At 42.9% G+C, this 14507-nt stretch carries 14 protein-coding genes; 5 read left to right on the plus strand and 9 right to left on the minus strand.

Features of this window, described 5'->3' with window-relative positions; all coding sequences use genetic code 11:
• Nucleotides 1–94: 94 nt before the first annotated feature.
• On the minus strand, nucleotides 95–997 hold the full coding sequence (locus tag A9260_RS01275; protein ID WP_068695396.1) for a LysR family transcriptional regulator: 903 nt from the start codon (nucleotides 995–997) through the stop codon (nucleotides 95–97).
• Between the two features lie 104 nt (nucleotides 998–1101).
• Between A9260_RS01275 and A9260_RS01280 the strand changes: the two genes are divergently transcribed.
• Nucleotides 1102–2103 (plus strand): zinc-binding alcohol dehydrogenase family protein, encoded by a 1002-nt coding sequence (locus A9260_RS01280; RefSeq protein ID WP_068695398.1) that lies wholly within the window; start codon nucleotides 1102–1104, stop codon nucleotides 2101–2103.
• A 140-nt stretch (nucleotides 2104–2243) separates the two neighbouring features.
• On the opposite strand, the gene cydC is transcribed toward A9260_RS01280, so the two are convergent.
• The 5 genes from cydC to A9260_RS01305 form a co-directional block, all read right to left on the minus strand.
• Complete coding sequence (gene cydC, locus A9260_RS01285; protein ID WP_068695400.1) at nucleotides 2244–3983, minus strand: heme ABC transporter ATP-binding protein/permease CydC; 1740 nt, start codon at nucleotides 3981–3983, stop codon at nucleotides 2244–2246.
• Nucleotides 3976–5805: a heme ABC transporter permease/ATP-binding protein CydD gene (gene cydD / locus A9260_RS01290; protein WP_068695402.1), complete on the minus strand. Its 1830-nt coding sequence runs from the start codon at nucleotides 5803–5805 to the stop codon at nucleotides 3976–3978. Before cydD ends, cydC begins: the two co-directional genes overlap by 8 nt.
• Before the next feature lie 107 nt (nucleotides 5806–5912).
• Nucleotides 5913–6869, minus strand: a complete 957-nt coding sequence (trxB, locus tag A9260_RS01295; protein ID WP_068695404.1) for a thioredoxin-disulfide reductase — start codon at nucleotides 6867–6869, stop codon at nucleotides 5913–5915.
• A gap of 196 nt (nucleotides 6870–7065) precedes the next feature.
• Nucleotides 7066–7704 carry a SanA/YdcF family protein gene (locus tag A9260_RS01300; RefSeq protein WP_197485305.1) on the minus strand — a complete coding sequence of 213 codons (639 nt, stop codon included), beginning with the start codon at nucleotides 7702–7704 and terminating at the stop codon, nucleotides 7066–7068.
• 149 nt (nucleotides 7705–7853) lie between these two features.
• The gene (locus A9260_RS01305; RefSeq protein WP_068695408.1) at nucleotides 7854–9542 is read right to left on the minus strand and encodes an NAD-dependent malic enzyme; all 1689 of its coding nucleotides are present in this window, start codon (nucleotides 9540–9542) and stop codon (nucleotides 7854–7856) included.
• 225 nt (nucleotides 9543–9767) lie between these two features.
• On the opposite strand from A9260_RS01305, the gene A9260_RS01310 reads away from it, so the two are divergent.
• Nucleotides 9768–10139 carry a hypothetical protein gene (locus A9260_RS01310; protein ID WP_068695410.1) on the plus strand — a complete coding sequence of 124 codons (372 nt, stop codon included), beginning with the start codon at nucleotides 9768–9770 and terminating at the stop codon, nucleotides 10137–10139.
• A 70-nt stretch (nucleotides 10140–10209) separates the two neighbouring features.
• On the opposite strand, the gene A9260_RS01315 is transcribed toward A9260_RS01310, so the two are convergent.
• On the minus strand, nucleotides 10210–10701 hold the full coding sequence (locus A9260_RS01315; protein WP_068695412.1) for an META domain-containing protein: 492 nt from the start codon (nucleotides 10699–10701) through the stop codon (nucleotides 10210–10212).
• A 226-nt stretch (nucleotides 10702–10927) separates the two neighbouring features.
• On the opposite strand from A9260_RS01315, the gene A9260_RS01320 reads away from it, so the two are divergent.
• The gene (locus tag A9260_RS01320) at nucleotides 10928–11176 is read left to right on the plus strand and encodes a DUF1289 domain-containing protein (protein WP_068695414.1); all 249 of its coding nucleotides are present in this window, start codon (nucleotides 10928–10930) and stop codon (nucleotides 11174–11176) included.
• 247 nt (nucleotides 11177–11423) lie between these two features.
• On the opposite strand, the gene rplY is transcribed toward A9260_RS01320, so the two are convergent.
• The gene (gene rplY, locus A9260_RS01325; protein ID WP_068695416.1) at nucleotides 11424–11702 is read right to left on the minus strand and encodes a 50S ribosomal protein L25; all 279 of its coding nucleotides are present in this window, start codon (nucleotides 11700–11702) and stop codon (nucleotides 11424–11426) included.
• Nucleotides 11703–11878: 176 nt separating this feature from the next.
• Nucleotides 11879–13615 carry a DEAD/DEAH box helicase gene (locus tag A9260_RS01330; RefSeq protein ID WP_068695418.1) on the minus strand — a complete coding sequence of 579 codons (1737 nt, stop codon included), beginning with the start codon at nucleotides 13613–13615 and terminating at the stop codon, nucleotides 11879–11881.
• Nucleotides 13616–13649: 34 nt separating this feature from the next.
• Between A9260_RS01330 and A9260_RS16865 the strand changes: the two genes are divergently transcribed.
• Both A9260_RS16865 and rsuA read left to right on the plus strand, forming a co-directional pair.
• Nucleotides 13650–13796, plus strand: a complete 147-nt coding sequence (locus tag A9260_RS16865; RefSeq protein WP_156683986.1) for a hypothetical protein — start codon at nucleotides 13650–13652, stop codon at nucleotides 13794–13796.
• A gap of 6 nt (nucleotides 13797–13802) precedes the next feature.
• On the plus strand, nucleotides 13803–14501 hold the full coding sequence (gene rsuA, locus A9260_RS01335) for a 16S rRNA pseudouridine(516) synthase RsuA (protein ID WP_068695422.1): 699 nt from the start codon (nucleotides 13803–13805) through the stop codon (nucleotides 14499–14501).
• Nucleotides 14502–14507: the final 6 nt, after the last annotated feature.

A 14507-nucleotide genomic window follows, 5' to 3' on the forward strand; every position in this document is an offset into this window, starting at 1 on the left:
TCGATCTTGATATAAAGACTATTGATAAAAAGGCTATTGATGAATTTCTATAGCCTTTTTTATTGCGCTAGATTTAACGATTGAATAAGTTCACCTATTGAATAGCAGATAAGCGCTGCTCAAGAAACAGTTTTAACCCTTTCACCAAACTGCTGTATTGGCTTCGGTTGGTTAATATCATATACAAAGGCGCATGCTCGCCACGCCAGTTTTGCGCTAGTGCGACTAAACGCCCTTTGCGAATATCTTCTAGCACATCAAGGCGCGATTTACAGGCAATTCCATGACCATCAATCGCCCATTGGTGCACCATTTGACCGTCACTGGTTTTGCGGTTGCCAGTGACTTTTACCGTATGTTCCTGCTCTGTTTCATTGTGAATAAAGCGCCAGCGGTTGTGTAATTTTTGATTGAGAGTAAAGCATAAGCAGTTGTGCTGTTTGAGATCGTCAGGATGCTCAATAACTGGATTATTTTCTATATATTCAGGGGAGGCGCAAAGGATTCGATAATTGTCTTTGTAAAGAGTGATGGCCACCATATTCGAATCTTCTGGCTTACCAATGCGCAGTGCGACATCCACATTTTGTTCATAGAGATCGGTATAGCTGTCAGAAAGATGAACGTGCACAATCACTTTGGGGTGCAGTGTCAAAAACTCATCAATTAGCGGCATAATAATGCCTCGCCCAGTATCGGACGGCATAGATACCGTAATATTGCCTGACAGCTCTTGGCTTTTTTCTGTCAGTTCTTCTATGCCTTGATCAAAAATCTGCATCGCTTGCTGACAACGAGGAAGAAATAACTCTCCTTGAGGAGATAGTCTAAGCTTACGTGTGGAACGAATGAACAGCAGTACACCAAGTTCTAATTCTAGTCGTTGAATGGTGCGGCTAATGGCCGCTGGTGTCTGGTCGAGGCTTCGAGCGGCTGCCGAAAGACTGCCCAGCTTGGCCGTTTCTAGAAAAACTTTAATATCGTGTAACGATTTCATTTTTAACTTTTAGTAAAAAGTGTTTTAACGAATCTTAGTTTTTCAAATGGAACGTGTCAATTAAACTGGTTGTATAGCTTATGCTTTAATATGGAGATACGAGAATGAGAGCGGTAGGATACCAAGCTAATTTACCAATAGAACAAGCCAAGTCTTTACAAGATATCACACTTGATAAACCGTCTGTGAGCGGACGCGATTTACTGGTCAATGTAAAAGCGATATCGGTTAATCCTGTGGACACTAAAATTCGTGCAAACGTTGCGCCTAAAGCTGATTTTAAAGTCATTGGCTGGGACGCCGTTGGCATAGTGGAAGAGGTGGGTGATGACGTGTCGCTGTTTAAAGTGGGCGATCGTGTGTGGTACGCCGGCGATCTCAATCGCTCTGGTAGTAACGCAGAATTTCAGCTGGTGGATGAGCGAATTGTCAGTGTTGCGCCAACGAGCGCCAGTGATGCGCAGGCAGCAGCGCTACCATTAACGGCGCTTACTGCATGGGAGTTGCTGTTTGACCGATTACAAGTCGATAAGCTCGCGCACAAAAGCATTCTCATTATTGGCGCGGCAGGAGGGGTCGGTTCAATTATGGTGCAGCTAGTGAAAAAGCTCACCAACCTTAGAGTAATTGCCACTGCTTCTCGCCCGCAATCAGTTGACTGGCTCAAACAGTTAGGCGCCGATCAGGTGATTGATCATAATCAGGTGATGAGTGAACAGCTAGGCATGAAAGATTGCATCGATTATGTGGTCAGTCTTAATAATACCGAACAGCACATGCCCGAGATCCTCAATTTGATTAAGGCGCAGGGCAAATTTGGTTTGATAGATGACCCGATGTCGTTTGATATTCGCGCTTTAAAAGCAAAAAGCATCTCTTTGCATTGGGAGTTTATGTATACCCGCTCGATGTATGAAACCAGTGATATGCAGGCGCAGCACCATATATTAGAAAGTGTTGCCAAGATGATTGATGCCGGCCAAATTAAAACAACCTTAGGCGAGCACTTTGGGGCAATTAATGCCGAGAACTTAAAGCGAGCTCATCGCTTACTTGAATCTCGTAAAGCGAGAGGAAAAATTGTTTTAGAAGGCTTTGCTGATTAAAATTTACGTTTGATGTTATTGATAGTCCTAGTGCCATTTCCTTTTATAGCGCGATGGCTATAACGATTGACATTAAAAAGGTCCCAAAAATGGGACCTTTTTTGTTTTAGCTTTTAGTATTCATTCGAACTACATGAACATTACAGCGATTGATGCAGTTGGTAATAGCGACCTTGCTGTTTGAGTAACTCATGGTGCGTACCTTGCTCTACCAGTTTGCCTTGTTCAAGGATAACCACATTATCCATTTTACTCAGTCCAACTAGGCGGTGAGTCACAAAGATGACAGTTTTATCTTGATAGTGCGTTTCTAACAAAGTCATAATTTGTGACTCAGTAGAACGGTCAAGCCCTTCAGTTGGTTCGTCCAATAATAGGATAGGGGCGTTGTGCAATAGACCGCGCGCAATACCAATGCGGCGTTTTTCACCACCAGACAATTGACGACCACCATCACCTAACCATTGATCAAGGCCTTGATCTTGGTCTAAATAATCCAATCCAACTTTAGCAAGCATAGTGGTGAGTTCATTATCATCTGCGTCAGGTTTAGCAATTAATAAGTTATCACGTAACGTACCGTTTAAAATGTCCACACGCTGGCTTACCACTGAGATAACACGTCGCAGTTCACTTTCTGAGAACGCTTTTAACGGGGTATTATCAATGGAGATTTGCCCTTGTTGTACATCCCAGTATCGAGTAAGTAGTTGAATTAGGGTTGATTTACCGCTGCCGGTTTTGCCTAAGATAGCAACCTTATGTCCTTTGCCTATGGTCAGGCTAAGATTATCAACAGCCAGTGGCGATGTCTGTTGCTCGCCATAACTAAAGGCAAGGTTATCAAAGTTGATCTCTAATCCCTTGTTCAACTCGGATACTTTGGCAGTCTGATAGCTTGCAAATTGCACTTCAGGCTCAGCGCCAATCACTTCATTAAGACGTCTTGCGGAAGCCAAGGTTTGACCTAAGTACTGGAATGCGCCAGCGATAGGCATTAGCAACTCAACACTCGCAAGGGTTGCAAAAACGACCAGTGCGATAAGAGGGCTAGGTCCGGATGCACCGATACCATCGGCAGACAACCATAAAATCAGAATTAAGGTAAAGCCGTTTGCTAATAACAGCAGTGCATTAGCTAGACCGGTAATATGAGCATTAATCGCCTGATTTTTCATCAGCGCCATTTGTGCTTGGTCTATTTTTTGCTGGTAGCGTTTTTCCGCGCCAAACAGCAATAACTCACTATGACCTTCAATCCAATCTAAGGCAAAAATGCGTAAATCAGCGCGGTTCTGAGTTAATCTTTGGCCGTTACCTTTACCTAACTTATAAAATAAGATTGGCCAAATAAGTACCAGTGCCATCAAGATTGCGCCTAGCGTCAGGCCGATATCGGTATCAAACCAAATTAAAAATCCAGATAGACAAGTGATGCCTAAAATACTGAGGATCACAGGGCTAACCAGCCTTAAATAGACGTGATCCATTGCCGAGACATCCGCAACTAAGCGGTTGAGTAGGTCGGCATCGCGAAGCGCGCCAACTCGTCCCGGAATTAACGGAGTCAGTTTTTCATAAAAGTAGACGCGCAGATCGGTGAGCAGTTTAAAGGTTGCGTTGTGAGAAACGACTCTTTCGCCCCATCTACCTGCGGTGCGTCCCATCGCTAAACCACGCACGCCACCACCAGGCAACATGTAGTTAAAAGTTTCACGGGCAATGGTCAATCCGGCTACTGCGGCCGCGGAGAGGAACCAGCCAGAAAGTGTCAATAATCCGATAGAGGCAAACAGTGTCAAAAATCCAAGGATCATGCCTAATGAAAGACCGAACCAGTGTTTTTTATACAGTTTTAGGTAAGGCAGTAACTCACGCATCGATGTCGCCTCCCAAGGTTTGTTGTTGATTTAACATCGCTTTAAATGTGCCTTGATGTTGTAGTTCTTGGTAGCTACCTTGTTGCGTTAGTGAACCACGTTCTAAGACTAGAATTTGGTCCATCTCTTGTAGGTGGTTTAATTGGTGCGTCACCATCAACGCGGTTTTACCGTTTAGCGCAGTGTGTAAGCTCTGATTAATCAGTGACTCACTACGCGCATCAAGGCTAGCTGTTGGTTCATCTAGCAACCAGAATTGACCATCTTGATGCAGCGCGCGAGCCAGTGCAATTCGCTGAGCCTGACCGACCGATAGGCCGCCAGAGCGATCGCTAATTTGGTGCTGTAAACCTAACTTGTCGATGAATTCGTCTGCATGAGCTTGTTTGATTTTCTGGTGCAGAACAACGTCACTAACATCACTTTGAGCAAGATTAAGGTTATCGGCAATAGTGCCGTGGACTAATAACGGATTTTGTCCCACCCAACTGACCATCGCGCGGTAACGATTTAAATCAGTGTCACGCAATTCAATGCCATTGATCTTTAAACTGCCTTGATAGGGTAGGAAGCCTAATAAAGCATTAATCAATGACGTTTTACCTGCGCCACTTGGGCCAACAAGCGCCGTTTTTTGCATGTCATCTAATACAAAGCTAATCGGGCCAACTAATACTTTACCTTCGGTGCTGGTCACGACCAGATTGCTTGCTTGAATAATGCACTGAGACTGCTTCTCTGTGTCCTGAGATTGTTTCTCTGTGCTTTGAGAAAGGCTATTCGCTTCTTGAGAAACGAGGCCTTGAGTATTTTGTTCTTGTTCAGACTCTTCAATATTTAAAAATTCAACAATGCTTTCGGCTGCGCCAATGGCTTGTTGTTTCGCATGATAAAAAGTCCCTAGATCACGCAACGGCTGATAAAACTCGGGTGCGAGAATTAAAATAAACAATCCAGTAAAGAGGGTGACACTGGTGCCGTAATGGCCAAAGTTGAGTTCGCCAATAAAGGTAAAGCCAAAGTAAACCGCGGTTAATGCAATCGAAATAGACGTGAAAAATTCAAGAACGGCTGACGATAAAAAGGCGATTTTTAGTACGCTCATGGTGCGCTCACGAAATACTTCGGATGCTGCGTGCAATTGCTCTTTTTCGTCTTTAGCTCGGTCAAATAAACGAATGGTCGTCATTGCTTGAAGGCGGTCATAAAAGTGACCGGATAAGCGTTGTAATGCTTTAAAGTTTTTGCGGTTAGCATCGGCGGCGCGTTTGCCCACCAAAGCCATAAAAAACGGAATTAGAGGTGCGGTGAGTAGGAAGATAAGTCCTGCTAGCCAATTTAAAGGGAACACAACAATAAGAATCATCAAAGGCACTAGAGTAGCAAGGGCCATTTGAGGAAGGTATTTAGAGAAGAAATCTTGCATCTCTTCGACTTGCTCAATCAGCATTGTACCCCAAGCACCAGCTGTTTTGCCTTTTATATGAGCCGGACCTAAGCGTCTCATTTTATCGACAATCAAACCTCGAATATAAATTCGTATTTGTTCACCACCACGGTAACCGGCAATTTCTCTACCCCAAGATAGAACACTGCGTAATACAACGGTGACACCTAACCCAATAAAATAGGGAATCAGTTCTGATTTGTCGGTATGGGTAATGATTAAGCTATGTAGAATTTGCGCAATTAATGACGCTTGAATAATCAGTACAACGGCGGATGCAATACCTGCGGCAATAGCAACCGTTAACCATCGCTTCGCCAGTTTACTTTGCAGCTTTAGCCATCGGCTCAAATCAGCTTGGGTTTTCTTATCCATGAATAGGTTCTAAATGAGAATAATTTCAATTTTGGAGTATATCGAAAAACGTCCACAGATGTACTCTGTGGACGATAAGATTTCAATACGAGAGGTATTTATTTGAATTAGGCATCAATTTCATCAAGATAGCGCTCTGCATCTAGCGCTGCCATACAACCTGTGCCAGCTGAGGTAATGGCTTGACGGTAGTGATTATCCATCACATCACCTGCGGCAAATACACCCGCAATACTGGTTTGGGTTGCGTTTCCGGCAAGCCCTGAGTTGATGACGATGTAGTCATGGTTCATTGCTAACTGGTCTTTAAATATGCCAGTGTTTGGCTGATGACCAATGGCAATAAATGCGCCCATTACATCAATTTGTTCGGTTGCATCAGAGTTTGTGTCTTTGATGCGCACGCCAGTTACGCCCATATCATCACCAAGCACTTCATCAAGGGTGCGATCGGTATGAAGAACGATATTGCCAGATTCGACTTTATCCATCAGACGCTTAATTAAAATCTTTTCAGCGCGGAACGAATCACGGCGGTGAATAAGATGCACTTTAGCGGCAATGTTGGAGAGATAAAGCGCTTCTTCGACTGCGGTGTTACCGCCGCCAACAACAGCAACTTCTTGATTGCGATAGAAGAAACCATCACAGGTCGCACAAGCAGAAACGCCACGTCCTTTAAAGGCTTCTTCAGATTCCAAACCAAGGTATTTAGCCGACGCACCTGTCGCGATAATTAGTGCGTCACAGGTAAACTCTTGGCTATCACCAAACAAACGATAAGGCTTTTGGCTTAAATCCACTTTATTGATGTGATCAAAGATGATTTCAGTTTCAAATTTTTCGGCGTGCGCTTGCATGCGTTCCATCAGCGCAGGACCAGTTAAGTCACTTGCATCTCCAGGCCAGTTTTCAACTTCTGTGGTAGTCGTTAATTGTCCACCTTGCTGCATGCCGGTGACAATGACTGGGTTGAGGTTGGCACGAGCGGCGTAAATTGCCGCTGTGTATCCTGCTGGGCCTGAGCCTAAGATAAGGAGTTTGCAGTGCTTAACATTAGTCATAAGTATTTGATCCTTTGTAATTCTGCCTCGATTATCGGTAATTTAGGCGACGAATAGAAGATGACGATTATAGGTATATTGGTTCGAATTCATAAAACTCAAGGATGGTTTCGCATTTGTTAAGGCTGTTACTCATAAAGTAATCAATAAGGCGAGCAGGATCACGCCTGATTAAGGTTACTAGAGGTACTAGTAATTACTCATTAGCCGTTTTGTCGGATTTATTATTTGGAATAAATCTTGGCATTATCGGAGCGTAATCATAACGCGGCAGCATGTTTAAAATAGGCTCTTGTGGGCCTAAAAACTTAGGCTGAGTATTGATAATGTATAAATCTAACATAGCCTTAGTACGGGCAAACACTTCACGAAATCGAACATTGAACCAAGAAGTTGGAATGGGTGAAGGCACACCTAAACAGATGGCGTCCACATCGTAGTAATTGGCAATAAACAGCGCTCTATCACAGTGAAAGGTTTGCGTCACAATAACAAAATCGTCGAGATTAAAAATTTGCTTGGCGCGAACGATAGAGTCTAATGTGCGAAAACCTGCATAATCTAGAAAAATTAATTCTTCAGGTATGCCGGCTTTAAGTAGGTCTCGTTTCATTGTCCATGGTTCGTTATATGAGCGATGAGCATTATCGCCACTTAACAAGAAACCACGTACTTTGTTTTGTTTATAAAGCTCTATTGCCGCATTGATTCTATAGCTGTAATAAGGATTTAAGGTTCGTCCAATATACTTACTGGTGCCAAGAATCACCGCAATATCTCGCGGTGGTGTGGATTTAACTTCTTTATGCATCAGCCCTTCAGCGGAATAACTCATCCAGAAATCCACCGAGCTTAGAACTAAAATAATGCTTAAAAACAGTGCGCCAGCAAGCAGCGTAGCGCCTTTTGCAATGCGATAAATAAGACGCCAAACCGAAGTTTGACGCCATTGATGCTTAATCTTAGCCCAGCTTAACGCTCTCACTAGAATGCGGTGCGCTTATAACGACGATAGGTAGGCTGCCAAAAATGATTGTCGATTGACTCTTTAATCGCCTGATCGGTAATTTCTAAAGCGACCCCTTGCTTAATAGCTTGTTTAGCCACAGCAAAAGCAATTTTCTTGGATACTGAGTGAATTTCTTCAAGAGGAGGAAGCAGAGCGCCTTGACCATTAATCGCCAGTGGCGAGCATAAAGCCAATGCACGGCTTGATTCCATCAACATTTCATCGGTAATTCGAGAAGCCGACACAGCTAAAACACCCAGCCCAATGCCAGGGAATATGTAGCTGTTATTACACTGAGCAATTTTGAATTTCTGCCCCTTGTACATGACAGGTTCAAATGGACTGCCGGTGGCCACTAAAGCCTGTCCTTGTGTCCATTCTAGAATGTCTTTTGGCACACCTTCAACGCGACTGGTTGGGTTAGAAAGAGGGAATACGATTGGACGAGCGCAATGACTGTGCATCGTCTCGATGACTTGCTGACTAAAGATGCCGGGCGCGCCAGAAACACCAATCAAAACGGTTGGTTTGGCATTTTCGACCACATCCAGTAATGAGTAGTCTTGGTTTTCTGTCTGCCAATCGGCTAATTGCTGCGCTTTTTGCGCAAGAGGCTTTTGGAAATCCAATAAGTTATGCATGCCATCTTGTAATAGGCCCCAACGGTCGACCATATAAATGCGAGCGCGAGCTTCTTGCTGTGTCAGTCCTTCGGCTTGCATTTGCGCAACAATGGCTTCTGCAATGCCACAACCTGCCGAGCCTGCACCAACAAAAGTTACGCGCTGTTCAGACAATTTACTCCCTGCGGCGTGACATGCCGCCATTAAAGAACCGACTGTTACCGCGGCAGTGCCTTGAATATCATCATTAAAGCAACAAATACGATCTTTATAACGTTGCAGTAACGGCATGGCATTTTTTTGTGCAAAGTCTTCAAACTGAACAAGAGCATCAGGCCAGCGGCGCTGAACCGCTTGAATAAACTCTTCCACAAATTCGTTATATTCTGCGCCTGTTACACGCGGATGACGCCAGCCCATATACATAGGGTCAGCTAAACGTTGCGGGTTATTAGTGCCTACATCTAGCACGATAGGAAGGGTATAAGCTGGGCTAATACCGCCACAGGCCGTGTACAAAGAAAGCTTTCCAATCGGAATGCCCATGCCGCCAATGCCTTGGTCGCCAAGACCAAGAATACGCTCGCCATCGGTGACGACAATCACTTTTACATTGTGAGTTGAAGCGTTGTTTAATAGGTCGTCTATACGATCTCTATTTGAGTATGAAATGAATAGACCACGACCACGGCGATAAATATTGGAGAATTTTTCACAAGCTGCGCCAACCGTTGGGGTGTAGATGATCGGCATCATTTCGCTGATATGATTTTGCAACAAACGATAAAATAGAGTTTCGTTAGTATCTTGAATATTACGCAGGTAGATATGACGGTCCATATCATTATCAAACTGTTGGTATTGCTGATAAGCGCGCTCAACTTGCTCGGAAATGGTTTCGGTATTTTCTGGTAATAAGCCATCTAGGTTAAAATACGATCGCTCAGAGGCGCTAAATGCACTGCCTTTGTTCAATAGTGGTGTACTTAATAATGCAGGTCCTGCATGCGAAATATAGAGCGGTCGTTTATCGTTGTTCATTATTAACCTAGCGTAGAGAGGGCCGTTTGTGAGCAACATTGTAAAGTATCCCTTTTACAAATTGAACGGTGCAGTGTCCATTTTTTGTAAATTGTTTGCTGAATGATTCAGCGTTTGTGAGCAGGCTTTGAGATTCGTTAGGCTGTATATCTATCAATATGAATTTTAAGGTGAAAGCCGTTAATGTTACTATGAAACTTTGCTACTCATTAGGTCTTCGAAAAGATGCAAACCACTACGGTTACATTTAACTATCGTCATTTTTTAAAGCTAAAATCAAAAGGTCGCCGTTGGCAAGTGGTTGATGTCTTAAGCAGCATAGCGCCTATCTTCTCGACTCTGTGGCATCACCAGCTCGATCAATTTAAAGATGCAGAGCAAATGTTGTGGGAAAGGGCTTTAAGTGAGTTGCCAAGACTGCGTAATGATGTGGATAATCTTGTAAACATTGTTGAACTTGCTCGTGAGTATAAAATTGAGCAGATTGAAATGATTTTGCCTGATGCATTAAAAAATGAGCAAATTGAACGCATTAGCCAACTTAGTCAGGTAAAGATTGAGATCATGGGTGATGAGTTGTTGATGGTAAAACTGTAAAAAAGCCATGCCGCCACGATACTGTGGTTACGATAGCATGGCTCTATCAATCAAGATTAAGTCGTCAGCTCTAATTAACCCAATCTTTAAGTTTAAAGGTTAGGGTATGTTCAGGCCCTTTTAAAACTAACTGCGATTGAGTTAATGTAACTTGGTTCCACTGCGCTAACGCCTGTGAATAGAGCATTTCCGTTTTCATTATGGCGTCTGGACACATTTTCATGGTCATTCCCATTTGTTGAATACGAAATTTACCATTGTTTAACTCTCCCTGACCAAAGAAGTTATTACAACCTGCTAGGCCATTGGCTGTCATATTTTCACCAATTTCTAATGTTGGCGCTTTAAAGTGTGGGTCGCTAGCAATGGGTTCACCATCAATGTCACTTAATATCCAGTGATGATGTTGCAGTGCTTTATCATTAACCGTTAAAGATTCACTACTCACGACTTTGCTTACAGCCGTGGCGGAACTATCAGTTTGATTTGACGGTGTTTGCTGCGTAGTTGAGCACGCCGATAACAATAATACTAACGAAATGATGCCTGATTTTTTATACATTAAATGGCCTTACCCTGACTGCGAAGTTAAATGACATTAATCGCAGTTAGTCCGTGTTTTAACCTGTTAGGCTGTTCCGTGACTTGCTACGATTGATATTAAGTGTATAACAAATAACAATAAACATGTCAGTGATAAGTCAGTAGTTTCAGTGATACTATTTGAACAATAACTCAATCTGATAAATACTATTAATAACGAATAGCATTGGCCAATAGGGGGATAAGTGGAGCAGTTAGACTTTTTTGATGTCCCAAGTCCATGTGTTGGCGTTTGCCGTTGCGATGAAAAAGGCTATTGCAAAGGCTGTATGCGCAATAGAGATGAACGATTTAGCTGGCAAACGTTTACCGCCACGCAAAAGATGCGAGTGATTAAACTATGTCGTCAGCGATATCGTCGAAAAGTATTAAAAAATGCTGCAACAGTCACTCAACCTAATGATGATGAGAATACTCAGCAGAGCTTATTTTAATGGCAGTCTTTAGCTAACAATCGTTAATTATGCCAAGGATGATGTTGATTTGAAGAAGGTCGGCAACAAAGATACTGATTAGTCTATTGCTGTAGATTGTGACTAGCTTTTAAAGCTCAAAAACGGCGAAAGCCCGATTGTTGGTAGCAATCGGGCTTTCTAATTTTTAAGAAGCTGAGTTGGTAAGACTAAGTTCTTTATTTATGCAAAAAGTTGGATTTATCCAATCTTATTCCTTGGTAGGGAATTAGATACGGATGAAGTCCATGTGCTCAACTTTTGGCTTAAACGCGTGACGTTGAACATCTTGTGGCTTAACCTTAACTTCTGCGCCGTCAATCACAAGAGTGATTTCTTCGTAGAATTCTGGTTTGTCCATTTGGTTGATCACGTCAGAGTGAACTAGCGCGATAGATACTGGCGCTGCTTCACCACCGTAAATGATTGCTGGGAATTGGCCAGCGTGACGTAGGCGGCGGCTCGCACCCTTACCTAGTTCAGTACGTACTACTGCTTCAAATTTCATAGTATTTACTCTCAAATTAGTAAAATAAAAAGATTTTCATCAACTACTTAGCGACCTGTTTGTCGATGACGTTCGTTTAATAACGAGAAATCGTTAAAACGAGCGCGGATACTACCATCCAACACTGATATGAGCAACAGTAATGTGTGCCATTATGGGCGATTAATAGTGAATAACTACACCATGAACTCATTATCGAAGATTACATCGCGCAGTTTCCAAAATCTTCCGTCTTTTCTTGCGATTACAAACTTGGGTAATCGAAAACGATGTTGCTGGCGAACGACTTTTGTCGGAGATAATCCTTCAAAGACTTGATGTTTATCGGCTAGGTGCAACTTAACAAAGCGGGCATGAAAGCTTTTCTTTTGCGCGGTGGTGTTGAGATAAAATTGAATCGACACTTTGTTGCCACTGGCGCCTAAATAAGACACTTTGAGGTAGTTCTTGCCTTTGCTGTCTTTGGCGACATCAAATTCGATGTCGGTACATTCAAAAACAAGCGCATCTTTTAAGCTTAATGCTTCCTTTAGCTTTTTATCCGGATCGACTAATACCGCGTCACATTCATGACAGATTCGAGCGGCAATATCATTATCTGCGCCACATTCTCGGCAGTATTTGGCTTTAAATCGATAATCGCAGTGTTCTCGCTCGCCGTCTTCATCTTCAAAATAGCCCTTACATTTTCGGCCATAATGTTCAATAACAAAGCCATTGTCCGCAGTCTTTCCCCAAAAGTTATTATTAAACCCGCAAGCAGGACAGGGGATAGTGACGATTTCACTGTCGGGAACAGGCTTTGGTGTGCCGACTTCTGGCTGATAAAGATCGTAGCAGTTACCCGCATATTCAAGCACTAAACACTCGCTTTTTCCTTCGTAAAGACGAAGGCCTCGGCCAATGATTTGTTGATAAAGGCTAATGGATTCAGTCGGGCGCAAAATAGCAATCAAATCCACATGCGGCGCATCAAAGCCTGTAGTAAGAACGGAGACATTGACCAAGTATTTGATTTTTTGCTGTTTAAACTCATTAATGATGCGGTCGCGCTCATTGGTGTGTGTATCACCAATCACTATGGCCGCTTGCCCCTTAGGCAGTAGGGCATACACTTCTTCAGCGTGTTTGACGGTTGCCGCAAAAATCATAATACCTTTGCGATTTTTACTTAAGGTCACAATCTGATTGAGTATTTGTGGGGTTGCACGTTTGGACTTTTCAATCACCAAGTCCATATCTGATTCGCGGTAACGTCCCATATGAGTGGGGGATATTTCAGAAAAGTCATAGCTAAATAAAGGCGCATCAATAATCTTAGCGTGAGTGAGAAACTCTTGATCCAGTAAATAGCGAATGGGCAACTCAAAGACGCAATCTCTAAAGAAACGAGGCTCTTGAGAGCGTACTTGTCCACGAGTGTGGTATTGATAAATCCAGCCAAGCCCAAGGCGATAAGGCGTTGCGGTTAAACCCAGTATTTTTAGGTTGGGGTTAAGGATCATTAAATGGCTGATGACTTTTTGATAACTGCTGTTTTTATCTTCAGGTACGCGATGACATTCATCGATGACTAATAGAGAAAAGGGTTCATTAAAGGCATCAAGGTTGCGAGCAACAGACTGAACCGAGGCAAACACTACTTGTTGTTCTGTTTCTTTGCGTCCTAATCCTGCGGCAAATATCGCTCCGGTGAGATCGTAACTTTCATATTTAGCATGGTTTTGTTCAACTAATTCTTTTACATGCGCCATGACTAAAACTTTACCGCGCGCCAATCTTGCCAACTCAGCAATGACTAAGCTTTTGCCTGCTCCCGTTGGAAGCACAATCACGGCAGGTTCACTGCGTTTTCTAAAATAGTGAATAACCGCTTTAACAGAATCGGCTTGGTAGGGCCTTAGTTTGTACATTGCGTGGACAATTTCCTAAAAAAGATAAATTTTGATGAGCCAAAACGGGTATACTATCGAACTTCCTTATAAAGGAATATCCCCATTAAGCACCACTTTCTCTCTTATTGCGCGTTTAAAGCAAGCGCTATTGAATGGTCATTTAATGATGGGGGTATTTCAATCTACTAAAAACTCCTAGGTAAAGATGCGTTTAGATAAGTATTTGTGTGATGGTTTGGGCATTAGCCGCCGAGAAGCAACCAAGCTCCTTAAAAGCGGTGATGTAACTCTTGATGATGCAGCCGTTAAATCAGGCTCAGTGAAAGTAAAAGAAGGACAAACAGTAGAGTGGCAAGACCGCGCTATTGTACTTCGAGGTCCTCGTTACCTAATGATGAATAAACCCGAAGGTGTGGTGTGTTCTCACGAAGATGGGTTTAATCAGACCGTATTTGTTCTTATCGATGAAGTTCGCCTAGAAGATTTACACTTTGCCGGTCGCCTTGATGTTGATACAACCGGTTTATTATTGATTACCGATGATGGTCAATGGTCGCACCGTATTACTTCACCAAAACATAAGTGCGCTAAGACCTATCGTGTTTGGCTCGCCGATCCTGTGCAAGATAATTATCAAAGTGAAATCGAAACAGGCATTTTACTGCGTAATGAACGTGAGCCTACGCTACCTGCTCAACTTGAAATTGTTGCAGAGAAAGAAGTATTGCTGACTATACATGAAGGTAAATACCATCAAGTTAAGCGTATGTTTGCCGCATTAGGCAACAAAGTTGTCGGCCTTAACCGAGAACGTGTTGGCATAATAGAGCTAGATGCCGATCTTGAACCGGGTGAATACCGAGATCTTACTGAGCAAGAAATTAATTCAATTTATAATAAATAAGCAGCA

Source organism: Vibrio sp. UCD-FRSSP16_30 (genome assembly GCF_001676025.1).
In the GTDB taxonomy this organism is placed as follows: domain Bacteria; phylum Pseudomonadota; class Gammaproteobacteria; order Enterobacterales; family Vibrionaceae; genus Vibrio.